Genomic DNA, 23,916 nt, shown 5'->3' with positions numbered 1-23,916 from the left:
ATGACAAATGACAAAATCTGTCCCTATTCCAGTAAAGATGCGGTTAACAATGAATAGACCTGACCATCAATCAAAAGGCGGGTAATGCCTTTAGCTTGTAAATAAGAACAGGTTTTCTGCAACATTTTCCCATCAGGCACTTTAATCACACGCTGGGAACGGTTGGAAAAGCGTCGTGCAACCCTATGATTATCAAAAACTGGCAAAGTTTGTTGCTGAACTTCCTCAGCCGGAATACCTCCCAAGTCACTAAATTCTCGCAGAGGTCGCGCAATTAACTCGGCTGCTCGGTCTATCACTAAATAGCAGGGTTTCGGAAAAGAAGCTTCCGACAGGGGTAAGACTTGAATATTTGTCCCCCTGGGAACATGAGTCGTCGTCAAAGGTTTTGGAATAGCACTATCTTCCTCGTCCTCGTCCTCGTTTTCGTCCCAATCCTCCTCAAAATCCTCATCTAAATCTTCATCTAAATCCTCATCTAAATAGTCATCCAAATCGTCATCCAAATCTTCATCCAAATCCTCGTCTAAATCCATTAAATCTTCATCCAACAAATCCTTTAGGTTGCTGGTTTCTGCCTGATCCATTTCTTCAAGCAGATCGTCTGAGTCTTCTGTATCCCTTTGAGTTTCTGTTCGATTAAACTCCAGAGGCAACTCACCTTGTTTTGCCTGGGATTCTGCATCAGATTGATCAGTTACAGAAGAACGTTTGCGCCGCCGACGTTGATTGGGATACTCAAATCCTGATTCTTCGTCTTCTGATTCTTCCTCTTCCGATTCTATCGAAGGTTGGGGAGAGGGAGAAACCGACAACGATTTAGGTTCAATCCGCTCCACTAGCTTGGGTTTTGGCTTCGTCGCTGATGTTCCTGACCCTGGCGTGCGATTAGCTCGCTTTTGCTGGATGAGGGCTTCATAGTCCGACTCCAACAACGTGCTTTTGAGCAGGCGGCTAATCGTTGAATTACTGACACCATAACGATCAGCCAGGGTTGAGGTTGTCTCTTCTGGCTGTCGATACAAGTTCAAAATATTTTTTTTATCGGTTTCAGTTAGTTTTCTTGGACTCATAGCTAATTTTAAGTTCGCCGACGTGAACCGCGACGAGAACGACTGGAGACGTCATATTCTAGGGCAGCGCCTATGGCAAAAAGTAAGGCACTAAATATAAAGAAGACATCTAGGAGACCCCCACTTTCATAGTCCTGACCACGAGCCTGAGCCAGAGTGCCATAAGCTTTAAACCCCATATCCGCAATGTATAGGGAAAATGTTGCTGCGGCAATCATGCGCCATGATTGGGCAAAGCGCCCCCCCCAAAATGCTAACAAAAGTGTTGAGGCAATGATGAGTAGGAAAACATCAAAAACGATGTATACAAAATTCAACGTTTTTGATAAAGGACTCAGGGCTTGATCCAGGGAAATAACCCAACCGGGCAACTTGCCAGTTTCAGGAACCTCAGCTTCAGTCGTTGCGGCAGCTTCAGTTGGGCTAACTGCCACCTGTAGTGAAAGAGAAGCCACCAATCGGGGGGATACTGTCGCTGTTGCTGACTCAGTTGTTGGCAAGACAGAATTGTCAGCCTCTGACTCTACGGCTACAGGAGGAGCTAATAAAACCCAAACCGCTAAAGCAATCCCCAAAGCCGCGATTAATCCCACCGTTACCCACTGCTTCCACTCTAAATTTAAGCGCCTCGGCAGAACGGCTAAAATCATGCCCCAACCAATACAGATATAAGAAATCACGTAAAAGAAATCGGCAGGGGATACATCGGGGTCAAGACCAAAGTATAGCTCCCATATACCAAATATCAAGTTGGCGATAAAGTAAAAAAGCATACCTAAACCAATTCCCAGCCAGACATTGCGTCCACTGGCAATCTGAGGGCTACGCCAATTTCTATAGCAGAGTAATGCAGCTCCTAAGAAGGGTAAACACTCTAGGACATAGGTGCTAAAGGAGTACCAAAAGGGATACTCTTCTCCCGGTGGTTTGACGCTAAACAGTAGAAAAAACAGCATAGACACTACTGCCCACCCAATTCCTAGATAGACGATATTCTGACCTGTGAGTAGGGATTGAGTTCCAGATGACTTATCTACAGAGCTGCTCATAATGCTTTCTTTATTTTCAAATCTCTAACAATGGCAATTACGTAAGCAATACTTATTTATAAACTTAGCGGCTGATGTCCTAAAATTCCATCTTGGCAACCATCCATGATACATTTATTTATCCTTGACGTTCTATTATTGCCACAACTTTCCTAGGGGAGAGGATTTGAGCCACTCCATAAACTGACTTTGCTCATTGGCTGGCATATCCTGCAAGATATCGCCCACTCCTTCGGCAAAATTTGCATTGCCAAAGTATTCCTTCCCCAAGCGATAGAGTTCCTGCAATAGGGTAATCAGATGGTGTTCTTCCCACGGTGGAACTTGCAGGGTGTTGAGCGGATCGACAGTCAGTAAGTGATTCACGGCTTCCGGCGAATCGGCTTGGGGAAAATGCCACTGTTGAAAGACATCCGTGATATCCTTCTGAAACAATCCCGCTTGCCTATTTCCAAGTAAATCTTCAACATCCAGGTAAACTGTTTGCAGCAGTAGGAGACAGGCTTGGGTATAGGGAGCAATTTTGGTATCCGGACCGCTTTCTGTACCTAATTGCTCTAGACGAATTTTTCCCCACACACTAAAGCGGTCAGGTTCTTCTAGTAAAACACAAGCTTTTCCCTGATTATCTGTCAAATCTCGCCAGAAGGAGCGGGCTTCTTCTTCCTGATGAGCGCGAAACACGCTGATCAAGCGAAAGGTTTGCCCTTGATAACTGAGAATCGGGATTTGCTGCTCTCGCTTCGGGTGCTGAATGCTAGAAATTTCAACATCCTGCCTTTTCAGAATAAACATAACACTGGCAAATGACTCCTGACCGGGCTAGGGTGGTGCTACAGGACGAGCTGTAATCTAATTAACCATCTTCTTGTCTGTCTTGTCTGGTCTTGTCTGGGACTTGGGCGAGTCACACAGAAGCACATCCAGTTTGTGAGCCAATCTCCTAAACTGACAACTCATCTGTTTGTCACGGCTGGATACCTCATCCATGCCCCAAGGTATGAGTGCGATAGTTGGCACAAGTTTTGATCCATTATCTATGGTGGTCTATAGTAGTTTACCTTGACCTCAAGCTGCTTGAGTCTTTAGTTTCCTCAAATATTGGGATAAACACCTCGCACACGCAACAACCAATGTCGGCTACAATGTTACAATCATCAACGATATCCTATATTTCTGCTACCCTAAACGACAATGAATCTTGCCAGTTAGGGGTTTAATTTTTGTATTATAAATCTATGCCCTCGTAGCTCAGGTGGATAGAGCAAGGGATTTCTAATCCTTTGGCCGTGGGTTCGAGTCCTACCGAGGGCGCTCTAAAATTGGGGAAAAGGTGATGGGACACAGGTGGATGTTAGCGTTAGCGAAACCCAGCCGGACGACGTCCGGGAGTTGGGTGTTAATCCAAACCGCTCCCACTTAAAGCTTCCCCATCTTCATTACTCTAGATGCTGTTGACCAATAACCAATGACGAATGACACCTTAATTTTGTACAGCAAACCGGGTTGCCACCTGTGCGAAGGGTTACAAGAAAAGCTGGAACAAACTCAAACGTTAGATTTTCAGCTAGAGGTGCGGGACATTACCCAGCGGGATGATTGGTTCCAAGCTTATCAATATCAAGTACCCGTGCTGTGTTATCACAAAGACGGAAAAGAAACACCACTTCCTCGCCCTTCACCCCGTTTGAGTGTGCCGCAGTTAGAGAAAATGTTACAGAAATATTTGTAAGCCGGAAAGAACAGCAGCCGACTGGGTATACGAATCGGGTTGAGGTTGGATCTGGGGTTTTTGTCCCAATACACTGTAAATTAGCGTCTTTTGGTTTCGACCTCGCAGTTTAAGGGATTTAATCGGTTTAGCCTGATAGCGATCGCGCACGTAGTCGTAGGTGCTACTGCTGATTAAAATGTGGTGCGGGTTATCGTCGGTGACGTTTTTATTGAGCGACTGGAGTCGAGAAGCTACATTGACGGCATCTCCCAACACCGAATAATTCAGACGCCGTTTACTCCCCAAACTTCCTGCCACAACTAAGCCCGTATGAACGCCAATCCCCACTTCAATCAGCGGTTTTCCTTCCTGCTGAAATCGTTGATTGAGCAACGCTAAACAGCGATTCATCTCCAAACACGCCGCGATCGCATTCGATGCCCCATCACAAATGGTTTTTGATGTCAAGCCTTCATGGGAAACACCGAACACCGCCATAATCGCATCACCAATATACTTATCGACGATACCATCGTGATCCATGATGCAGTTGGTCATCGTTTCTAAATAGGGATTGAGCCAGCTATAGAGTTCAGCAGGCGTCATCCGTTCGGAAATAGTCGTAAAACCCCGAATGTCCATAAACAGAATCGTGGCGGTTGTCTGTTGAGAGGGGTTGGCATCGAATGAACACACTAAACCTTGCTGTTGCCAAATCAGTTGAGCCGTTTTGGGGGCGACGTAGGTTTCAAATAAGGTCATAAGTTGGTGTTTCTCACGCAGTTGCACCCCAGCCAAGGTGAGTAACCCTGTACCAATTGGAGCCGCAATCGGGAACCATTGGTGAGAATAGCTGAAAGCCGCCGCCGCTATACCCAGCCATATCAACGGAAACAACAGTGCGATCGCCATGCGACTTTTGATACCATGATTCGAGAATACCCAGCTCAAGCCTAGCCCCAGTACCAGTAGCAACAGCAGAATTAGAGATTCAGCCAGAGGGTGTAACGCTCTCGATTGGCGTAAATTATCGATTAAAGTCGCATGGAGATATACACCCGATATCGGAGGTTTTTGATTTAAGGGCGATCGCAGCGTATCAATTCCTGTCGCCGTTACTCCTACCAACACCAACTTATCGGCTAAGGCATCAGACGCCACCTTCCCTTCTACTACATCCGCAAACGAGTAGGTTGGTAAAGCCTCTGCCCTCTGCATCCAGTTGAGCCAAATCGACTGCTGTTGCTTACCCGCAATCGGTTGCGGCAAAGTCTCAGCTTGATCCCCATCGGCAATCTGAGTCATCGCTACACCCAATCCCGGTATCCCTTTGGCAAAAACTGCCGCTCGACGACTAATGCCGTCCGGATCAGGATTGTGCCAAATTTGACCCACACTCGCACTGGCGTGTTTAAGTTCAGGTAAGGGTTCTAAAGGTTCTCCTTGCCCATCCCAAGCCGTCGCCAGTACCACATTTCCCGCCTCTGCGATCGCGTTGGCAAATTCGCTATCCCCCTCCCCCGGATCGACAAATAGCAAATCAAAGCCAATGACAGCAGGTGGAGATGGCTCTAGGGCTTGTAACAATTGAGCATAGCGCTCTCTCGACCAAGGAAAACTGCCGTATTTCTCCAAGCTAGCGTTGTCGATGGCAATAATCGCGATAGTTTCATCCCAACTCGCCTGAGACAAAATTCCCGATTCCCGAATTTGGAACAGATAATTGTATCCAATCTCTTCCCAGGGTTGCCATCCACCCCATTGCCATATCCCGATCGCCAAAGTCGCTGCAACAGCACCAGGTATTACAGCTTGTGTAGCGGCGACAAACCGACGAACTCTCTTGATCCAATGTTTCATAACCACTGCGGTTTGCCCCTAAAAACGACACGATTGGCTGTGAAAAGGGATGAGGGATGTAGGCTGTAGATGTCCCTAATAGCAAAAACCGCCTTCACTCTTCATCACACCAAGCTTGACCCAGATGCCGATCACCCTGATACGTTTACATTTATCTAACAATTCTAGGTAAATGCCATGAAATTACATCGTCCAAGAGGGGGATCGTCATTGGTCTTATGTAACCGTTTGAGGACTATTTAGAGCAACGAATTGAGGTCTAATTCATAAACCTGTTGGGTTCCCAAAGGACTGCGAATAACCAAGCGGATCACGCTGTTATCAGGGATTGGCACAACCGTCTCCAATTGTCCGCGTCGGTTGGTGTCAACCGCTTGACCATTGAGAAACACAAGACTGAGGGGATCAACTTCTGCAACCACTCGCACGTTCTGCTCCTCTGTGGCTGACAAAACTTGCAATTTGAGTTGGGAATTGGTGTTGGTTGAGCGGGGAGGAGTCGGCGGTTCACCCGGAACCACCAATGATGAATTACCTTCCTCGACCAAGACAGTTTGCTCAAGCGCGGTGAGCGCAACTGTTCCCTGGCGGGTGGAAACACCTGTTTTACCATTGGGTCCAACCGCAACACCGAAGTCCGTCCCCCGTGTTCCGGCAATTCCGCCCTCTACTTCGTCATCCTCACCTCTAAAGGCAATTTCAAAACTGGAATTGGGATGAGTAAATTTTCGCGTGTTTGCCCGGATTTGTCCCTGTTTGACGAAAAAATGGGTGGTTTTCGCTCCACTAAACAATTGTTCCAAGTTGCTCAGTTTTACCTGAGTTCGCTCAGAAACCGTAATGGTACTAATGCCATCATCGACAACTAAAACAGCAATGGAGTCGTCATCGGTGGTGAGTACCTCACCCACTTCCAGGCGATCATCCTCTTGAGCAGGGCGTCCTTTGTAGGTAACATTACCAATCACCTGTCGAATTTCAACCCACCGTTCCTGTTCACTAGGTTGGGTTTGTTGGGCAATCATCGGTTCCGGAACCACTACCCACCCTCCGGTGACGAGTGATAGTCCGATCAGACAAAATTGAGCCAGATATGATTTCATAGCTTGCAATAAGGTTTATGGGCAACGATACTTTAGAAAAAACTCTCAAGGTTCCCCAGTTCCTTAAGGAAGATTTGTCTAGTGTTCTTTGAGAACCTTGATATGGATGCGATCGCGTCTGTGTAATCCTACCAAGCAACAGGAGTGCTAATCTGAAGTTCTCCGTTGCCCCTATCCCTCTCGTCGTGAGGAGTTGATTGAGATGAAGCTACATGACTTACTAAGGGCAATTCCTAACGTGGTGGAAATGCCGAATCATCCAGCACTTGATGCCCAAATCACAGGAATCTGTACCAATTCCCACGCCTGTCAACCTGGTAATTTGTTTATTGGTATGCCAGGAACCCGTGTCGATGGTGGGGAATTTTGGCAAAGTGCGATCGCCTCTGGTGCTGTCGCGGCGTTAATTTCTCCCCCAGCGGCACAAAAACACCCCCCTCAGCCAAAACCTGATGCTGAACCGCCCTGTATTATTTGTGCCACTGATATGACAGTCGCCTGCGCCCAAGCAGCGACGGCGTTCTATGACTACCCCACCCGCCAGCTTCAGTTAGTGGGTGTCACGGGTACAAATGGCAAAACCACCACAACCCATCTAATTGAATTTCTCCTCACCCAAGCCCAGCGTCCCACTGCCCTTTTTGGTACCCTTTATGCCCGATGGCAAGGATTTTCCCAAACGGCGGTTCACACCACACCGTTTCCCGTAGAATTGCAACAGCAGTTACATTCAGCCGTAGCAGCAGGCTGTGAGTTAGGGGTAATGGAAGTCAGTTCCCATGCCTTGGCACAAGGTCGGGTGTTAGGCTGTGAGTTTGATGTCGCTGTATTTACCAATCTCACCCAAGACCATTTGGATTTCCACCGCGATATGGAGGATTATTTCGCGGCAAAGGCATTATTGTTTAATTCCGATTATCTCCACGGCAAAGCGATTATTAATGCCGATGATCCGTATGGTAAGCGCTTAATCGAAAAAGTTGGACGCGATCGCACTTGGAGTTACTCGGTTCAAGATCCCTCGGCAGATTTGTATACGAGTGACTTGACTTATACACTGATTGGTGTTAAAGGGACACTACACACGCCAGTCGGTGAAGTGACGTTCAATTCTCCCCTGGTGGGTCAGTACAATTTGTCCAACGTGTTAGCTGCCATTGGTGCAGTGTTAAATTTAGGGTTAGATCTCAAAATAGTAGTCACCGCCTTAAACCAATTTCCGGGAGTACCGGGGCGGATGGAACGGGTGCAACTTCAACCGGATCAGGATATTAGCGTAATTGTCGATTATGCCCATACGCCAGATAGTTTGGAGAACTTGCTCAAAGCCGCCCGACCGTTTATTCAGGGGAGAATGATTTGCGTATTTGGATGTGGAGGCGATCGCGATCGCACCAAGCGTCCGAAGATGGGGAAAATTGGCGCAGAATTAGCCGATGTAGCGGTTGTGACCTCCGATAATCCCCGTACTGAAGACCCAGAACGGATTATTCAAGATATCTTAGAAGGAATTCCGGCGACTGTAGAGCCAATCGTAATTAGCGATCGCGCCACAGCGATTCGCACGGCTATCTTAGACGCCAAACCGGGTGATGGGGTGCTAATTGCCGGAAAAGGTCACGAAGACTATCAAATATTAGGAACAGAAAAAATTCACTTCGATGACCGTGAACAAGCGCGAGAGGCTCTAGATCGCCGATTGAGTTGATTCGTCATTGGTCATTGGTCATTGGTCATTACGTGAAGTCGGGGCGGGCGTAGGGTGCGTTAGCGAAGCGTAACGCACCATTTCAAACGATAGTAGTAAAACCCGCCCCTACACAATCTCCCCCATCTCCTGATAACTGATAACTGATAACTCCCCATCTCCTCCACAACCTAATGAACCCACCACCGACACCGGATTTGTCCCTTTACCAGCTAGCGCTGGATAATTTGACAACACCTCAGTCTCTCTCAATCAGTCCAGTGGGACTCAAAACCTTGATTGGAGCCATGGTTGATGTCCTGATAGAGGAAAAAATTTCCGCCACAATCTGGGTGAAGTCCCCATCTGTCGCCGGGTGGCGGGAAGAACTATTGCGGTATCGACAACAGAGGGGTATTCCGCAAACCCTCTATTGGTGTAACTGTGTTGGTGAAGTCTCTGATGCGATCGCGATTCAGGATAACCCAGCCGTTAACTCGGAGGCTCAACTGTTCCCCATTCAGCTAGCCGCCGGAAGCCAGCTTAAACGGGAGTCATTTCTATTAGTTCTGTCTGAGCAATTGACCAGTCTGATTGTGGCATATCAGCTACCTGAGGGAGAAAGTCCTGATCAGTCTCAGTCATGGCTGGCTATTTGTACATTTGAACGACGAGTGATCTATCGGGTGTTGCAGAGACTCAGAGGAAGTATTGCGATCGCGGATAGTACGCCTGATGAGCTACTTGCTGGAGGGGACAACCAATTTTCCTTGGTTCAAGCAACAGATGAGAAGACGTTAATCACCCAGGTGTTAGTCAAACAATTACAACGAACGGCGGAAATTCTCCAGCCAGGGAAAATAGCTGAACCTGAACAGGATAGCGCCATTACCCAATTAACCCATCACCTCAGCCATAAAGACGAACTCCTACGGCGAGTGGCGCAGGAACTAAAAACTCCATTAACGAATATGAAAACAGCACTGAGTCTCTTGGAATCGCCTCAACTCAAACTCGCCCAGCGTCAACGTTACCTACAGCTTCTCAATAGTGAATGCGATCGGCAAAATTCATTAATTGTGGGATTGTTAGATCTCGTTGCAGCCGACGAACCCCAAGCGGGAGTCAAATCTGTCGTGGAATTGGCAGAAATTATTCCCGGTGTGGTGAGTACCTATCAACCATTGGCTCAAGAGAAAGGAATTCAAGTCGGTTATACGATCCCCGCAGATCTACCGAGGGTTTCCTGTTTAGAAACCTGGTTACGGCAAATCGCCATTAATTTACTGCACAACAGTCTCAAATTTACTCCCGCTGGAGGTCAGGTGAGGGTACTGGGAAGTCTTCAAGGGGAATATGTTCAGTTGGCATTTACTGATACAGGAAACGGAATTGCAGCAAGTGAAATTCCCAAGATTTTTGATAGTTTTTATCGAGGACGCCCCATTCCTGGGGAAGAAATGGGAGCGGGTTTGGGATTAACCATTGTGCAGCAATTATTATTGCGTTGTGGAGGTTCAATTTCGGTAACCAGTAAAGTAGGGAAAGGATCGACGTTTAAAGTATTATTGCCTGTTGTTGGTGATGATCAATGAGACAGGGTAAAAATACTGGCAAGTTTTACCTCACTTTTGGTCAATTCCTGAACTATCGCTTTTACGCTAATAGTCAATCCAAAATTATAACAGGCTAAAGCCCGTACTACAAACTCAATCACTTTCCTGACAGCTTAACCAAACCAATTCCACCGAAGTAAAGACCGATGACAGCACCAGCCAGTAAGCTTTGAGTCAGAGGATCAGTGGAAGGAGTTAGCACAGCACCGAGAATCACTGCACCTAAAATAACAATCCGCCAACCAGAAAGCATTTGTGAGGATGAGACAATTCCTAAATTTCCCAACAGAATCTGAATAATTGGCACTTGAAAAGCTATTCCCGTGCTGAACATGAGAAGCAGGACAAATTCAAAATACCGTTCAATTGACCAAGCTTGCTCAACCACATCAGCGCCGTAACTAATAAAGAATTTCAGCGCGGCGGGAATTAAAGCAATGTAGGAAAATGCCAACCCCACGAAAAACAGAATACTCGAACCTAAAACTATAGGGGCAATCAAGCGTTGTTCGCGGCGAGTCAATCCTGGTAAGACGAATTGAATAACGTGATAGAGAATGAAAGGCGTCGCCACTAGCAAACCACTGTAACCCGCTACTTTCAGAGATACAAAGAAGTATTCACCAGGAGCTAATTGTAAAAACTTAACGCCTTTAGCGGGGATTTCCAATAACTGGACAATGTATTTAACCGCCACAAAGCAGCCAATAGCACCAACGGCTACAGCCAGCAGCGAATAAAAAATTCGCCGCCGCAACTCTTCTAAGTGATCAAACAGTGACATCTCGACATCATTAGGAAGTTCGTCGAGGTTGTCGGTTTCACTGGTGTCAGGTTGCTGGGGTAACGTTTCTACGTCAGGCGTCATAGTTGGCAGAGTTGGATGGTAGTTTGTTGACTATTGTACCGATCGCAGGATGAGGATGCAGGGGTGCAAGTGAGATGAGGGAGATGGGGGAGATGAGGGAGATGGGGGAGATGGGGTATAGAATTTACATAAGACGAATGACGAATGACAAATGACAAATGACCAATGACCAATGACAACTAAGGACGAATACCAAATTCACTCAGGCGCTGTTCTAACTCTCCGAGTAAAGTATCTACATCTTTACCCAGTTCCTCAAAACACACTGGAGGCGGAGATTCCGGTTCAAAATGAATTAATTTAATTTGGTCATTACCAATCCCAATCATCAACACTTCTTTATCCGGTTGGTGAGCATTGACAATACCTATCATTTCCTGAAGATAGTTTTCAACCTTTTGATTCAGTTTTTCCAGCGCCGCTTTGGGACAATAGACAAAATGGGGTCTAGGTTTCAGGTCAATTCCTATCGTTTCGTCGCTTTCGCCCTTCTCTAGAAAGAGTCCCCATGACAGCGCCGCCAGTTCCTTACTATGTTCTTTGGCAAACTGATTTAGCTTAACTTTCCATTGATCCTCTGGCTTATTTGGCTGAGGTTTACTGAACATAATCATGGTTGACAATCCCCAATGACAAATGACCAATGACTTATTTAACACCAGACTGAACTTGCCAAAGCATCGCATAAATAGCTTGTTGCTCTAGTAGTTGTTCATGGGTGCCTTGTTCAACTAATTTACCTTTATCCATAACATAAATACAATCAGCATTGCGTACTGTAGACAGACGATGAGCGATCGCGATCGTGGTTCGGTTTTGGGTAATCTTCTCTAGCGATCGCTGAATGGCGGCTTCTGTCTCATTATCCACGGCGGAGGTGGCTTCATCGAGGATCAGCACCGGGGGATTTTTTAAGATAGCACGGGCAATTGCTAGTCGCTGCTGTTGTCCACCGGATAACTTTTGTCCTCTCTCCCCGATAATTGTGTCGTAGCCTTGGGGAAGTTGGCAAATAAATTCATGGGCTTCGGCAATTTCGGCGGCGGCTTCTACCTCAGATAAGGTGACATTAAAACTACCATAAGTAATATTTTCCCGCACTGTGCCATGAAACAGAAACACATCTTGGCTAACTAAACCGATAGCTTGGCGTAAATCAGCTAACTGAAGCTGGCGCAGGTTAATACCATCTAGCGTTATGGTTCCGTCTTGGACTTCATAGAGTCTCAATAATAACTTGACTAGGGTACTTTTCCCGGAACCCGTCGCACCGACAATGGCAATAGTTTTTCCCGCCGGAATATGAAGGGATAGATTTTCTATCACAGGATGGCGTCCCTGATAGGAAAAGGTAATATTTTTTAACGCTAACTCACCCCGCACCTGACTCACAGGCAAGGAAATCTCGCCTGAATGCATCGTAATTGGTGTATCTAACAAATTCATCACCCGGGTTGTAGACGCCATTGCCCGTTGATAGAGATCCAGGGTTTGTCCTAATCGGGTAAGGGGCCACAATAAACGTTGAGTAAGGAATACTAACACACTATAAGTACCAACGGCTAATCTCCCAGCTACCGCTTCCATACCCCCATAGAGGAGAATTCCGACAAAGCCTAATAAAATGAGGATACGAATCAACGGAACAAATGCGGCAGATAGTGCGATCGCGCGACGGTTACTTTGGCGATAGGCTTCACTTTGGGCGCTGATTCGCTGGATTTCATAAGCTTCCGCTGTGAAACTCTTAATCGTGGTGATTCCGGTCAAATTATTGGCTAATTGCCCATTGAGTAAACTCACTTTTTCCCGAACCTCAGCATAACGGGGCGCAAGGCGACGCTGAAAAGCGATGGAACCCCAGAGAATAAACGGCATGGGTAGAAGCGCCATCCAAGCCACGCCAGGTGCCAGAATCAAGAAGGCGACACCAATAATCACAACGGTTGTAGATACCTGGAGAATTTCATTGGCGCCAACATCCAGAAAGCGTTCCAGTTGGTTGATATCATCGTTGAGAATCGACATCAACCTGCCTGTACTCCTATCCTCAAAATAAGCCAAGTCTAACGATTGTAAGTGGGCGTAAGCATCTAAGCGCAAGTCATGCTGAATCGTCTGTGCCAGATTTCGCCAGAGTCGGTTGTAGGCATATTCAAAGATGGATTCTAATCCCCAGATGATCAGACTCAGCAACGCCAGAATCAACAGTTGTGTGAAGATATCGGTGACGCCAAGTTGGGCAATTAAGGAATCCTCTTTTTGAACTACCACATCCACCGCCGCACCAATTAAAGCGGGTGGCGCTAAGTCAAAAATTTTATTCAGAACCGAACAGGCGATCGCCTGCCAGATTTCCGTGCGATAGTTATGACCGTAGGCAAATAGGCGTTTGAGTGGTGATTTGTCATTTGTCATTTGTCATTTGTCATTCGCCATTCGTCATTTGTGATAATTGAACGGTTAGGTCAGGGCGGGTTTAGTTATATCAGGGTGAAAACGAAACGTTAGTGGTAAAACCCGCCCCTACAACAGATGTTTCATCGGAACGTCTCTGCTCCCCCATCTCCCCCATCTCCCCCATCTCCCCATCTTCCCTCTTGTCTATTTTGTGACAATCCGTAGAATAAGTATATTTACTCGACCGAGTTATGTGAAGGTTTTATGAAGCTCAATTTCACATAGACTTCGGCAACCCCCCATAACCTCGTGTTTTGTTCCAACTTAATTATGATATTTCGATAAAGATTGCGGGTAAGGCTTACCATCTTTAGAAAGGGGTGGCATGATGATTGATAGGACTCAGGGCATCACCAGTAAGCTATAGGCGATCGCTTCCTTACCCTCAATCACAAATTTTTTGATCACTTACAGGGTATTACGAGCAAGCAATGATGATTACTAACGCCAACCCCTCGATTATTCCTCCCCGAATTGATTATTGCCTCACTGCAACTGAGCAAGGATGGCAATTGACGGCTTGGGAACCTGCTATTGTGGGGGGCAATAGAGTTAAACCCTATCTCTGGAAGTTTAATTCTGAACTCCAAACCTTACAGGAAGCGCATCGGACGCTTCAGCTCATTTTGGGTGAAGGATAGTTTTTTATTTTCCAATCGGCTTTCCGCGACTGTCTAAGTGAGCGTTAAGCGCATCCGTTTTGAGTTTATGACCCTAAACGACTATGATAGGCTAATTTGGCTGGATTTTAGGCACACAGATTTCGGCTGGTTGTACAGTAAAGTTTATTTAAGTTTGATTTCTAGCTCTTTATATCCCGTCGTTTCATCCATTGTTCTCAAAAAGATTAAATTGTCGCTGACACCCATAATAATTTCAGCCGTTGTATAGATGATACATCCTTCTAAAAGATGCCCTCCGATTGTTTTCCCTTTTTTATCCGACAGGGCAAGGTGTAAGTGGATACCATGGATTGACAGAGTGCCAACGAGGGAAACAATCTCAAAGCGCCGCTTGAAGGCTTGAGCATAATTTTGACCTGCAAAGCGCAGGGTGGCTTGTTTGAGGCTACCCACAGCCGTAATCATAAACCCAGCTTCAATCTGGTGCTGTTTGACAAAATGCCCTAAACTTGCCTTTAAATCGTCATTAGGTTTTAAGCGAATCGCAAAAATTTGCATGGTGTATGATGATGGCGGCAGCGCTAGTTTTAAGTCAGATCGATGAGAGTTGTAATTACCACCTTTGTGGTAGTATTTAGCCTAATAGAATTGTCCCAGTGGATGAGCGATTTTATCCTACCCATGCCAGTATTCATTTTGGCAGGAGCGTTACTCGCGATCGCGTCTAATTACGGTAAATCTCCAGGTTGGTCTATTTCTCTACAACCCAGACAATTCTCAAGCAATCAAACTCAGTCTCCCTCGGTGGAGAGTGCTAATCCAGCCTCTACCTCGACGGTGCTTAATCCATCATCATCCACATCACTCCCTAAACCGCCTCGTTCGATTTCCTTTACGATTCCTCGCCGTTCATCAGGGAATGGGTAAATCTTACTTTTGGTCGGGATCTGGGAAACCTCTCTCCAAACCTCTCTCCTGAAGAGAGAGAAGGCTTTGAATTCTCCCCCTTCCGTACAAAAAAAAGCGAAGCATCCTTTATCAAGATTTTCGGGATTTTCGGAATCATTGCGGTTGTAGGGGCATCGCGGTTGTAGGGGCGAGTCGCTGCACATAGTAGGCGGTGTAAGAATTAACCTATATCGACTCGCCCAATTACAAATGTACGTGGTGTTAGATAATTGCCGATACTGGGCTGGGGGCGACCCGATCAAATTAAAGGTTGGGTGGTATCCATTAAATGCAGCGGGTCGCCCCTACAACGTCTATTATCTATAGTTACCGCTTAATGGGAGGGAAACCCCTCAGCGTCCCATATTCCGTTTCATTTGGTCTAACTCCTCATCAGTTTCCCAGCGCTGAAATTGAGTCTCTAAGGGGTCTACCCCTGCTCCAATGTTGTAGTTTGAACTCTGGTTCCAAGCCGATGTCTGCCACTGAGATTGAGCTTGAGCTTGGGCTTGAGTGCGGGCAGCTTCGACTTCTCTGGCTTTGGTATGAACTTCATTACGACGGGTTTGAATCTGACGCTGTAGTTCTTTAGTCTGAGCAATTCGCTGTTTAACCCCTTCCATCTTGCCCCAGAGTTGATTCCCTTGATGCAAAAGCGTAGCTTCTCGTTGTTGAGCGGCTTGGGCTAAATCAGGTCTGCCTTTCGATTGAGCCTTATTCATCCGTTCGTGCCAACGCTGAATTTCTTGGGCAACTGCTAATATTTCGTCCTGTAGGCGCTTTTGCTGAAGTTGCAAGTCAGCAATCAGCTTCAATGTGTCTTCTTCTTGCTCCCGTAACTGTTCTTCAAGTGCTTGTAACTCTAGATGAGGATTGTTGCGGAGAAATTCATCCAAGCGATTTTCCAGAAAGCGATTGAGATCCTCAAATAAACCCACTTCTGACTCCTAATACCCGTGCGCTTCGCTAATATGCTACCTCATCCTGCGGGTGTCGGGGTGATGGGGTGTCGGGTGTCGGGTGTGGGAAAAATCTTTTTCCCGATCAATTCGCCAATCCCTCTATCGGTGGGCATAAATTGGCAATTTGCCCATGAATTTCACCCCTTGGGGAGATGATTTTAAGCCTTGAGACAACGATTCTGACAGAAGGACAGGAAAATCTGCCTTGAAGTAGGCAATCCTATTCCGGTCATCGTTATATATAACCGAAACAAAGAGGAAAAACATTATGGTTGAGAGTGTGGGACTAGGACTCACGAGTTGGGTGGCTTGGATAGCACAGATACCAGTAGAGCCAGAACTCGATACCGTCGAAGATGCCGCGCTGATCTTTGACGGACCCCAATTTTTTACTACATTAGTCGCTGGTGTGGTTTTAGCGTTTGCGTTCCAGATGCTCTTAACGAATCTGGGTGTGGCGTTGGGAATTTCCTTTGCTGGAGGCGGAGACTCATCATCGTCTAATCAGCAGAAATCCTCAGAAAGCGTACAAGGGACAATTCGCAAGGTTGGTACAGCATTGGGATTAGCCACGTTAATTAGCGTTACCGTGGCGCTATTTTTTGCTTGTCTATTTGCCGTAGAATTAAGTTTACTGGAGAATCCCGGCTTGGGTGCGATCGTCGGGTTGGTGATTTGGGCAACGTACTTTTCGTTACTGGTTTGGGTGAGTTCGACAACGGTTGGTTCTTTGATCGGATCAGTAATTAGTACCGCTACCTCTGGTTTTCAAGCCATTTTAGGCACCGCCACAGCCGCAATTGGCGGTAGCGCCGTCCAAAAAGAGGTGGTGCAAACCGCAGAAGCAACAGCGGCGGCGGTACGTCGAGAACTGGGTTCTGCAATTGACCCGGTGACGATTCGCGAGAACTTAGAAGATTATATTCAGGCGATACGACCTCCAGAACTGAATCTGCAAAAGATTCGGGCGGAATTAGAAGACTTAATCAATGACCCAAATTTACAAGAAATTGCTGGTAGTGACAGCCTGCGTGATATTAATCGGCAGACATTTATTGATTTAGTAAGTAGCCGCAGCGATTTACCGCCACGGGATGTGAATCGGATTGTTGACCAACTCGAAACTGTCTGGAAGAAAACGGTGAATCGGTTGCCTTCTTCTAGAGATGCTATGGCAGAATTTAGGGAGTACCTTCAGTCCGCTACACCGGATCAGCTCGTTGGTGACGAGTTTACCGAGAAGCTCGATGATTTAGTGGCAGAAGTCCGCAAGCGCCGCAAAGCCCAAAATCCAGGACCTCTGGCTCAAGCTGCATCCACAGGTATGCATAGTCTGATGGGCATGGTGATGGGACGCACGGATCTGTCAGACATTAATATGGAGAAAATTGTCGGTCAGCTTAAAAACGCAAGAAGCCAAGTCAGCGAACAGGTTGGTCAAGTTTCCGCTCAGATCCGGGGTGGGACTCAGGATGAATCCTACAGTACGGTGCGAGCTGATGTGGAAAATTATCTGCTCAATAAATATTCTTGGCAGATGCATCGACCTACATTAGAGCGGGAATTCCGAGATGTACTCTATGATCCAGAAGCTGACCCCGCCACCGTGGTGCAGGAATTAGAGCAGCTCAATCGGTCAGATTTTGCTGATTTGTTGGTACAACGGGGTGTTTTTACTGAAGAACGGATCAGAGAAATTTCGACTTGGCTGGATATCATTCGCTTAGAAGCCTTATCTGTGGCAATTGCTGCTAGAGAACGCGCTGAGGCGATCGCACTATTAGCCGCGATGGAGCAATATTTCCTATCCACGCCCAAGGAAGCACTCACGCCTGAGAAGATTCAACTGAATATTAGGGAGATTCTCCATGATCCTGATGCAGATTATGAACACCTGAGCAATCGTCTGGCTCAGTTTGATCGTCCTCTATTTGAGCGGTTGGTCGAACAACGCCACGATTTAACCCCGATTGAACAGGAAGCTGTAATCGTTGAGATGGAGAAAGCCCGCGATCGCGTTTTGGATACAGCCAAAGAAACCCAAGAGGCGCTGAAGGCAAAAGTTGAAGCCCAGTGGATGAAGGTTCAGTCTGTTTTGAGTAACACCGGTAAAGCTCAACTGAATCCTCAAGCCATTGAACAGGAACTCAAATTACTCTTAGATGAACCTCAAGCGGGATGGCTGCTGCTGCGGAAACGCGCTGAACGCTTTGACCGGGATACGTTGGTACAACTGTTAAATCAGCGTCAAGATTTGAGTGAAAGCCAAATTAACCAAACTATCGATCAGGTTGAACGAACTTGGACTCGTGTTCGCAGTATTCCCCAAAAAATGGCGGATACAACCAAAGAGCAATACGACAAAACCATGTCCGCGATCGCTCAATATCTGCGGAACACCGGAAAGCCAGAACTCAATCCAGACGGGATTCAGCGTGATTTGACCAAACTGCTGGATGATCCACAGCATGGAACCCGCTTAATCAGAAAGCGGTTAGCCTCAATGGATCGCGATACCCTGGTACAGTTACTCGCCCAACGGAATGATCTGAGTGAACAAGACGTTAACCAGATCATTGATCAAGTGCTTTCCACCCTGCGCCGTATCGCCAAAGCCCCCCGACGCTGGGCGCTACGCACTCAGGAAACCGCCCAAGATTTCCAAGCCGCCTTTGAGGATTACCTACGTTCGACGGGTAAAGAGGAACTGAATCCCGAAGGAATTAAACGGGATATGCAAATGTTGCTGAATGAACCCGGTGCTGGGATGTCGAGTCTGCAAGAACGCCTGTCCCACTTTGATCGCTCGACGCTGGTGGCGCTGTTATCCCAACGGGAGGATATCTCAGAAGAAGATGTTAACCAGATTGTCGATCAAATCCTCAATGTGCGTGACCAAGCGATCGCCCAAATCCGGACGGTGCAATATCGCATCCAGTCGATTATTGACGGTATTTTTGAACGCATTCGCAACTACCTGAATAGCTTAGAGCGTCCTGAACTGAATTATGATGGCATCAAGCAAGATGTGCGGACGTTGTTTGATGACCCAGAAGCGGGGTTTGATGCACTGCGCGATCGCTTGTCTCAGTTTGATCGCGATACCCTAGTCGCTATTATCAGTTCCCGTGACGATATCTCCGAAGCCGATGCTAATCGGATGATTGGTCAAATTGAGCAGGTTCGCACTCGTTTGCTACAACGGGCAGAACGGATTCAACAACAAGCTCAAATGGGTCTAGAACAGGTCAAGTATCAAGCGCAACGCCAAGCCGAAGAAACTCGCAAAGCTGCTGCGATAGCTGCTTGGTGGCTGTTTGCTACGGCGTTGGTTTCGGCGTTGGCTTCCGCAGGTGCAGGGGCTTTAGGTGTTGCTTAAAAGATGTAGAGACGTTGCATGCAACGTCTCTACGTCAGGGCACGTCTCCAGGGATTCCTCCATATCCCTGTGTCCTTCATTTTGTATCTATCTTTGGATAGAAAAGTAATTTATGACTGTAGAATGAAGCCTATTTTCGCAGCAGTCGGTAATGTTAGCTGTAGTGTACGGAGAAAATGATAGTTATGGATATGATCAACTTATTAATGATCATCGCTACCTTGGCGATCGCGAGTCTTGTTCTCGTGAAGCCGAATCGCCTGTTCCGCTCAGCTATGATGCTGCTGGGTGTTGCCATCTTTACATTTAATAGTGCTTTTCCTGCCTTCGCTGCTCCCCCTCAAGCCGCTGTTGATTCCTCTTCCTCTCAAAATTCTCAAGTAGAACAACAAGAGAGGGAAAAGCTGACAACATCTGCAGCCGGGAATCAGTATCAAGGAATTGAATATATTGAATCTAGCCAAGGTGGAAAGGAACTCACTGATTCTCAGATTCAGGATAAAATTTCCGATATTTCTGAGAACCTAGTTGCTGGCGTTTCGAGTGGTGCGGTTCGACTCACCGGAACGGTTAAAGACCAAGCAACGGCGCGTAAGCTCGTTGAGAAGATTAAAGACATTCCTGGGGTTCATGAGATTACTTTCGATTTAGCCCTGGAAGATATCCCCTCTTAATCAATCAGAAGTTAATCAATAAGTATTCCGTTAATCTCAAACGGAGTTTTTCTGTCTTAAGTTGGTCTTGTGGGAAAGAACAAGACCAATTTTTTTTTATAGTAAACCCACTTTTTGCCATGGCGAGGAGGAAGTCGCAGCTACACAAATGTATGCGAAGCCTTCCCGAAGATCAATTCCATCCTTGACATCCTAACTGTTCGTATTGCTCTTGGAATGACTCATCGCGGACTGTCGCCGGAATCTTAGCCGAAGGAAAGTCTTGGACATCCACTTTCGCACCAATTTTACCTTGTCCGTACCAAACTAATACTAATCCTAATCTGTCCTGCATGAGTAACATAACGTGATCCTTGCAGAGTAGTTTATTGTTTCTGAATTCTGCTGATTCTACCCCTGCACCATACTCGTCTTGATATTGCACACAGACACGATTAGGATTAGAAGTCGGAATTAGAGTAATGGCAACACCAAAAGGTCCATACCAATGACCCAAAAATTTGGCTCGCTCATCATACTGACTCTGCCACGTTTGGCGGTATTGACGAATTGCCTCGACTTCAGCTTGGCTACGATTATCACTATAGATTTCAGCTAGAAATTGAACCCGTCGGCAAACTTCTGGTAAATAGCTACTCAGAGTATGCCGTTGAGACGGTGGAACTGATAAAATTTCCTCGATTCGATTGATGATAGCTTGCCAGGTTTGAGAACCCACGATACTGTCATTACTCAAATCATGAATGCGTTGGAACTGTTCTACTGCACTAGCGGTTCCCTTGCCATAAATGCCATCAATTGAAAGGTCTTCTCTGGTTGTGTCATAGTAGCCTTGATCTTCCAGAAAAAGTTGCAATTGTCTTACTCTTTCTCCTGTACTATCTTGATTCAGAGTTGGCAGTTCTTGAGGAGAATACTGTTCTAGCTGGTAGTAAGCCGCTTCTGATGCGGCTTGTCCATATTCATCCGTTGAGGAGTTTGAAGCTGATGCTAGGATGTTTTGACAGTTAAACTCAACGCTGTTCGTTGTGTCTTGACTCGAATTAGCCACATATCGATGCTGATAATCTTGAATAAGATTTTGGGCATTGGCGGGTAAAGTCCAACTTAAAGGAATTACGCTGCTAATAATTCCCACAGATAGGCAGCTAAATATTAATTTTGATTTTTTTGAACTGAAGTTTTGCCTAATCATTCGGTCTGATTCGTTCCTCCTTTTTCGTAATGATTTCTCTGGTTCTCCCCCCTAGGCTCGGTAGAGCCTGAATTCATTGATTGGCGTTATTCTTCACAGGGTTCCATATAATGAAGTCCTCCGTCTGTCGCCTCGCAGGGATAACCAGTCTTCGATGTACGCGACAGCGACGCAAATTCTAGAATAAAACTCATCCTAGAAATTACCCATAAGCTGTATTTTCTCCACCCCGTCCGAAAGCACCTATCTCAAAGCCTTATTTAGCAAAAACCTGAAAATAGAACCCCAGAAATACGATCATGAATTGATTTCCATTCATTCGCTAAAGCTGTTTCTCTACGGCGGATTTCACGCCCATTTAACTCAGGATGACGAGCATAGAAAACCGCATCAGCTAATTTATCACGAACACTTACATTGTTCACGCTAGCTTGATCCTGGTCAGAACTTGCCGAGCCACAGTTACTTTCAATCCACCCCACCCAATTCTTTACGACCCCGCGCAGGGCATTCCATTCTCGAACATAAAGTTCTTGAGAAGGATCAATACTCCTCCCTTTCATGTCTGGATGAACCGCATAAAAGAAGGTATCTGTCCAATCATCAACCTCCTCTTTGCGTGACGATGATGACGATGATGTCGAAACTTCCGTTAACTCTGTACCATCCCAGACGTAATAACTTGTTTCCATCCAATCGGGTCTATTTCCCGGAGTATTTTCTGGCGGATTAACCACGAGTAGCCGACTATCCAACTTGTGCTTCACACCCGCTTCAGCCACAATACCTGGCATATAAACTGAGCCAGTTTCAGCATCGACAATGGCAACAGATTGACAGCTTGTGCCACATCCCCAAGTCACCACCGTATATTTTCCGGCAAAATTGGGTCCGGTTTGTGCGCCCTCTTGTAAAACAGTGCGGAATCTTCTAGCATCAGAGTCGCTGCTTAAGTCAACGGGTGCAGGAACACCAGCGAAAGATTCGGTTGCTGGATAATCATTCAAGTCTGGAGGAAATGTCTGCTTGTTGTGGCTTACTTCTGATGCAATTGTTTCCCTATTCGTGTCGAGGGTGTTAGCTTGCTGGGAGAAAGATTCATTGGCAGACAGTGGGGAAGAGCTACAACCAAGTACTAATGTTAGAGTAAGTCCTGAAATTATACTGGTTTTCATGTTCTTATTCATTGGTTTTTGCTTTTAGCTTCACCTAAAGGATAAAGAGAAGCTGCCACGTATTTCATCACTCTAAAGTGGAATATCACTGAATTAAATACAAGCCGGAGCAGCGATCGCGATCGCGCCTTTCCGCTCTATGCGTAAGTAGTCGGACAGCCGTTTTTGGCACTGTGTAAATAGGGTCTGCTGAATAAGTCGAATTTTTTGCAATTAGTGTGCTAAATTGTTAGTTTTATTTGCCATAATTTTTGACAGCAATAGCTTTAACCATTTTTACGAAAATTTCAATTTTTTTTGAAACAGTTAAAAGCTACAGTCCTTGTGTGGCAAGCTTCCCGATTCATCAAAACTGATAGTTTAGCACAATAAGTCCAAAAGACCCGATTAAAACCCCAATAAAAGATAGGTTTCATTTTCTTGTTGAGTAACAGTTTGTTTCCAGCTCATTTGATGAGAAACATCTTCAAACAGCAGAAATAACTGATTATCAATATTCATACTATAGATATCAATATACTCCGGTCGTTGCGGATTATGGGAACGCGCCACACCTTCCAACCTAAAATCTTCTGTTTTTCCTGCCAAAACATCCAATAATATATCGTCTAAACCAATCAACTCTGGAAAACTAATGCAGACCGATTTGCCAAGGGTTAATTTTTCAGGAAAATCACAAAACTTGTGAGCCTGATCAGAAATCTCGCGAATGGTTAAATCAGGATTAAGGATCAAATACTCCATCTGACGCATTGCCACAAACCGTTCCAGAATGGGGTTAAGCTTAGACGACGCCGTTTGCAGTTCACACAGCTCCTTTAAACGATAGCCGAAGCCATACACAGTTTCAATAATGTCACCGACACCCGCTTTCTTGAGCTTGCGTCGTAATCCTTTAACATGTGCCTTAACCGTTTCTCGGTTGGGTGGATCTCCGAACGCCCACAGTTTTTCGATAATATAATCTTGACTAAATATCCGGGTGGGAGAGGACATCAACAAATATAAAAGACCATATTCTTTGGGAGATAAACGTAATGGTTGTCCCAGACAAGTTACTTCACAGGTACTCGGATCGATTTCCAAGTTTCCCCATTGCAAGGTTGGGGTACTAGCATCCCGGTTACGTCTGAGTAAAGCCCGAACTCGAGCCGCTAGCCCCTCAACAGGACAAGGTTTAATAATATAATCATCAGCGCCTGCATCTAATCCCGCCACCATATCTTGCGTTGCCGCTGATGCACTCAGTAAAACAATTGGACTGGTATTTCCCGCTTGTCTTAAACGACGACAAAGACTAATACTATCCAAATGGGGTAAATTAATATCAAGCAGAATCAGATCATAGTTATATGCTAAAGCATTGTCTAACCCCGTCTCACCGTCCTGGGCTAGATCAACAACATAATTTTGTTGGGTTAATCCTGCCACAATGGTTTTGGCTAAGGTAGGATTATCCTCAACAACCAAAAGCTTCATACTCTTTCCCCTTTGAACAATAGATGATCCTGAATCCTCCTGTGATATCCC

General features: G+C 46.1%; 21 protein-coding genes and 1 tRNA gene. 9 read left to right on the top strand and 13 right to left on the bottom strand.

Going from position 1 to position 23,916, the window contains the following annotated elements:
- Window positions 1-23: 23 nt before the first annotated feature.
- The 3 genes from RIG66_RS34475 to RIG66_RS34465 form a co-directional block, all read right to left on the bottom strand.
- Window positions 24-1,073, bottom strand: a complete 1,050-nt coding sequence (locus RIG66_RS34475) for a hypothetical protein (RefSeq protein ID WP_446384705.1) — start codon at window positions 1,071-1,073, stop codon at window positions 24-26.
- A gap of 8 nt (window positions 1,074-1,081) precedes the next feature.
- The gene (locus RIG66_RS34470; protein ID WP_446384703.1) at window positions 1,082-2,122 is read right to left on the bottom strand and encodes a hypothetical protein; all 1,041 of its coding nucleotides are present in this window, start codon (window positions 2,120-2,122) and stop codon (window positions 1,082-1,084) included.
- Window positions 2,123-2,257: 135 nt separating this feature from the next.
- Window positions 2,258-2,917 (bottom strand): Npun_F0813 family protein, encoded by a 660-nt coding sequence (locus tag RIG66_RS34465; RefSeq protein WP_446384701.1) that lies wholly within the window; start codon window positions 2,915-2,917, stop codon window positions 2,258-2,260.
- Window positions 2,918-3,362: 445 nt separating this feature from the next.
- On the opposite strand from RIG66_RS34465, the gene RIG66_RS34460 reads away from it, so the two are divergent.
- A tRNA-Arg gene (locus RIG66_RS34460) sits at window positions 3,363-3,436 on the top strand.
- A gap of 154 nt (window positions 3,437-3,590) precedes the next feature.
- Window positions 3,591-3,854, top strand: coding sequence for a glutaredoxin family protein (locus RIG66_RS34455; RefSeq protein ID WP_446373309.1), 264 nt, complete (start codon window positions 3,591-3,593; stop codon window positions 3,852-3,854).
- Here the strand turns inward: RIG66_RS34455 and RIG66_RS34450 are convergent.
- Together RIG66_RS34450 and RIG66_RS34445 are read right to left on the bottom strand one after the other, a co-directional pair.
- Complete coding sequence (locus RIG66_RS34450) at window positions 3,837-5,696, bottom strand: CHASE2 domain-containing protein (protein ID WP_446384699.1); 1,860 nt, start codon at window positions 5,694-5,696, stop codon at window positions 3,837-3,839. The genes RIG66_RS34455 and RIG66_RS34450 overlap by 18 nt on opposite strands.
- Window positions 5,697-5,935: 239 nt before the next feature.
- On the bottom strand, window positions 5,936-6,799 hold the full coding sequence (locus RIG66_RS34445) for a FecR family protein (protein WP_446384697.1): 864 nt from the start codon (window positions 6,797-6,799) through the stop codon (window positions 5,936-5,938).
- 202 nt (window positions 6,800-7,001) lie between these two features.
- Between RIG66_RS34445 and RIG66_RS34440 the strand changes: the two genes are divergently transcribed.
- Both RIG66_RS34440 and RIG66_RS34435 read left to right on the top strand, forming a co-directional pair.
- Entirely contained in the window at window positions 7,002-8,507 is a 1,506-nt protein-coding gene (locus tag RIG66_RS34440) for a UDP-N-acetylmuramoyl-L-alanyl-D-glutamate--2,6-diaminopimelate ligase (protein ID WP_446384695.1), read from the top strand.
- A 173-nt stretch (window positions 8,508-8,680) separates the two neighbouring features.
- The gene (locus tag RIG66_RS34435) at window positions 8,681-10,081 is read left to right on the top strand and encodes a DICT sensory domain-containing protein (protein WP_446384693.1); all 1,401 of its coding nucleotides are present in this window, start codon (window positions 8,681-8,683) and stop codon (window positions 10,079-10,081) included.
- Between the two features lie 118 nt (window positions 10,082-10,199).
- Here RIG66_RS34435 and tatC read toward each other — a convergent pair whose 3' ends face one another.
- The 3 genes from tatC to RIG66_RS34420 all read right to left on the bottom strand — a co-directional run bounded on the left by tatC (window position 10,200) and on the right by RIG66_RS34420 (window position 13,388).
- Window positions 10,200-10,970, bottom strand: a complete 771-nt coding sequence (tatC, locus tag RIG66_RS34430; protein WP_446384691.1) for a twin-arginine translocase subunit TatC — start codon at window positions 10,968-10,970, stop codon at window positions 10,200-10,202.
- 179 nt (window positions 10,971-11,149) lie between these two features.
- Window positions 11,150-11,578, bottom strand: coding sequence for a beta-carboxysome assembly chaperone CcmS (ccmS, locus tag RIG66_RS34425; protein WP_446384689.1), 429 nt, complete (start codon window positions 11,576-11,578; stop codon window positions 11,150-11,152).
- 40 nt (window positions 11,579-11,618) lie between these two features.
- On the bottom strand, window positions 11,619-13,388 hold the full coding sequence (locus tag RIG66_RS34420) for an ABC transporter ATP-binding protein (protein ID WP_446384688.1): 1,770 nt from the start codon (window positions 13,386-13,388) through the stop codon (window positions 11,619-11,621).
- Window positions 13,389-13,861: 473 nt separating this feature from the next.
- On the opposite strand from RIG66_RS34420, the gene RIG66_RS34415 reads away from it, so the two are divergent.
- Window positions 13,862-14,071, top strand: coding sequence for a hypothetical protein (locus tag RIG66_RS34415; RefSeq protein ID WP_446339977.1), 210 nt, complete (start codon window positions 13,862-13,864; stop codon window positions 14,069-14,071).
- 144 nt (window positions 14,072-14,215) lie between these two features.
- Here the strand turns inward: RIG66_RS34415 and RIG66_RS34410 are convergent, their stop codons facing one another.
- Window positions 14,216-14,611, bottom strand: a complete 396-nt coding sequence (locus tag RIG66_RS34410) for a PPC domain-containing DNA-binding protein (RefSeq protein ID WP_446351721.1) — start codon at window positions 14,609-14,611, stop codon at window positions 14,216-14,218.
- A 42-nt stretch (window positions 14,612-14,653) separates the two neighbouring features.
- Here RIG66_RS34410 and RIG66_RS34405 point away from each other — a divergent pair, with 42 nt between their 5' ends.
- Entirely contained in the window at window positions 14,654-14,980 is a 327-nt protein-coding gene (locus tag RIG66_RS34405) for a hypothetical protein (protein ID WP_446384686.1), read from the top strand.
- Window positions 14,981-15,354: 374 nt separating this feature from the next.
- Here the strand turns inward: RIG66_RS34405 and RIG66_RS34400 are convergent, their stop codons facing one another.
- Window positions 15,355-15,939, bottom strand: coding sequence for a TIGR04376 family protein (locus RIG66_RS34400; protein ID WP_446384684.1), 585 nt, complete (start codon window positions 15,937-15,939; stop codon window positions 15,355-15,357).
- Window positions 15,940-15,972: 33 nt separating this feature from the next.
- Here RIG66_RS34400 and RIG66_RS34395 point away from each other — a divergent pair, with 33 nt between their 5' ends.
- The 3 genes from RIG66_RS34395 (at window position 15,973) to RIG66_RS34385 (ending at window position 20,016) form a co-directional block, all read left to right on the top strand.
- Window positions 15,973-16,119 carry a hypothetical protein gene (locus RIG66_RS34395; RefSeq protein WP_446384682.1) on the top strand — a complete coding sequence of 49 codons (147 nt, stop codon included), beginning with the start codon at window positions 15,973-15,975 and terminating at the stop codon, window positions 16,117-16,119.
- A gap of 112 nt (window positions 16,120-16,231) precedes the next feature.
- On the top strand, window positions 16,232-19,342 hold the full coding sequence (locus RIG66_RS34390; protein ID WP_446384680.1) for an MFS transporter: 3,111 nt from the start codon (window positions 16,232-16,234) through the stop codon (window positions 19,340-19,342).
- 191 nt (window positions 19,343-19,533) lie between these two features.
- Window positions 19,534-20,016: a hypothetical protein gene (locus tag RIG66_RS34385; protein ID WP_446384678.1), complete on the top strand. Its 483-nt coding sequence runs from the start codon at window positions 19,534-19,536 to the stop codon at window positions 20,014-20,016.
- Window positions 20,017-20,188: 172 nt separating this feature from the next.
- Here RIG66_RS34385 and RIG66_RS34380 read toward each other — a convergent pair whose 3' ends face one another.
- The 3 genes from RIG66_RS34380 to RIG66_RS34370 all read right to left on the bottom strand — a co-directional run bounded on the left by RIG66_RS34380 (window position 20,189) and on the right by RIG66_RS34370 (window position 23,865).
- Window positions 20,189-21,154 (bottom strand): peptidoglycan-binding domain-containing protein, encoded by a 966-nt coding sequence (locus tag RIG66_RS34380; protein WP_446384676.1) that lies wholly within the window; start codon window positions 21,152-21,154, stop codon window positions 20,189-20,191.
- A 317-nt stretch (window positions 21,155-21,471) separates the two neighbouring features.
- The gene (locus tag RIG66_RS34375) at window positions 21,472-22,386 is read right to left on the bottom strand and encodes a hypothetical protein (protein WP_446384674.1); all 915 of its coding nucleotides are present in this window, start codon (window positions 22,384-22,386) and stop codon (window positions 21,472-21,474) included.
- Window positions 22,387-22,773: 387 nt separating this feature from the next.
- Window positions 22,774-23,865 carry a response regulator transcription factor gene (locus RIG66_RS34370; protein WP_446384672.1) on the bottom strand — a complete coding sequence of 364 codons (1,092 nt, stop codon included), beginning with the start codon at window positions 23,863-23,865 and terminating at the stop codon, window positions 22,774-22,776.
- Window positions 23,866-23,916: the final 51 nt, after the last annotated feature.

The organism is Coleofasciculus sp. E2-BRE-01 (genome assembly GCF_040221695.1).
Classification (GTDB): Bacteria; Cyanobacteriota; Cyanobacteriia; order Cyanobacteriales; family Coleofasciculaceae; genus Coleofasciculus.
This window is presented reverse-complemented; position numbering and strand designations above follow the sequence as displayed.

Excerpts from the sequence above, each read along its gene's own strand:
- RIG66_RS34450 (WP_446384699.1), bottom strand. The coding sequence starts at position 5,696 with ATGAAACATTGGATCAAGAGAGTTCGTCGGTTTGTCGCCGCTACACAA.
- RIG66_RS34385 (WP_446384678.1), top strand. The coding sequence starts at position 19,534 with ATGATCAACTTATTAATGATCATCGCTACCTTGGCGATCGCGAGTCTT.
- RIG66_RS34370 (WP_446384672.1), bottom strand. The coding sequence starts at position 23,865 with ATGAAGCTTTTGGTTGTTGAGGATAATCCTACCTTAGCCAAAACCATT.
- ccmS (WP_446384689.1), bottom strand. The coding sequence starts at position 11,578 with ATGTTCAGTAAACCTCAGCCAAATAAGCCAGAGGATCAATGGAAAGTT.
- RIG66_RS34465 (WP_446384701.1), bottom strand. The coding sequence starts at position 2,917 with ATGTTTATTCTGAAAAGGCAGGATGTTGAAATTTCTAGCATTCAGCAC.
- RIG66_RS34390 (WP_446384680.1), top strand. The coding sequence starts at position 16,232 with ATGGTTGAGAGTGTGGGACTAGGACTCACGAGTTGGGTGGCTTGGATA.
- RIG66_RS34445 (WP_446384697.1), bottom strand. The coding sequence starts at position 6,799 with ATGAAATCATATCTGGCTCAATTTTGTCTGATCGGACTATCACTCGTC.
- RIG66_RS34440 (WP_446384695.1), top strand. The coding sequence starts at position 7,002 with ATGAAGCTACATGACTTACTAAGGGCAATTCCTAACGTGGTGGAAATG.
- RIG66_RS34435 (WP_446384693.1), top strand. The coding sequence starts at position 8,681 with ATGAACCCACCACCGACACCGGATTTGTCCCTTTACCAGCTAGCGCTG.
- RIG66_RS34375 (WP_446384674.1), bottom strand. The coding sequence starts at position 22,386 with ATGAAAACCAGTATAATTTCAGGACTTACTCTAACATTAGTACTTGGT.
- RIG66_RS34415 (WP_446339977.1), top strand. The coding sequence starts at position 13,862 with ATGATGATTACTAACGCCAACCCCTCGATTATTCCTCCCCGAATTGAT.
- RIG66_RS34410 (WP_446351721.1), bottom strand. The coding sequence starts at position 14,611 with ATGCAAATTTTTGCGATTCGCTTAAAACCTAATGACGATTTAAAGGCA.
- RIG66_RS34455 (WP_446373309.1), top strand. The coding sequence starts at position 3,591 with ATGACGAATGACACCTTAATTTTGTACAGCAAACCGGGTTGCCACCTG.
- RIG66_RS34395 (WP_446384682.1), top strand. The coding sequence starts at position 15,973 with ATGCTACCTCATCCTGCGGGTGTCGGGGTGATGGGGTGTCGGGTGTCG.
- RIG66_RS34405 (WP_446384686.1), top strand. The coding sequence starts at position 14,654 with ATGAGAGTTGTAATTACCACCTTTGTGGTAGTATTTAGCCTAATAGAA.
- RIG66_RS34420 (WP_446384688.1), bottom strand. The coding sequence starts at position 13,388 with ATGACAAATGACAAATCACCACTCAAACGCCTATTTGCCTACGGTCAT.
- tatC (WP_446384691.1), bottom strand. The coding sequence starts at position 10,970 with ATGACGCCTGACGTAGAAACGTTACCCCAGCAACCTGACACCAGTGAA.
- RIG66_RS34470 (WP_446384703.1), bottom strand. The coding sequence starts at position 2,122 with ATGAGCAGCTCTGTAGATAAGTCATCTGGAACTCAATCCCTACTCACA.
- RIG66_RS34475 (WP_446384705.1), bottom strand. The coding sequence starts at position 1,073 with ATGAGTCCAAGAAAACTAACTGAAACCGATAAAAAAAATATTTTGAAC.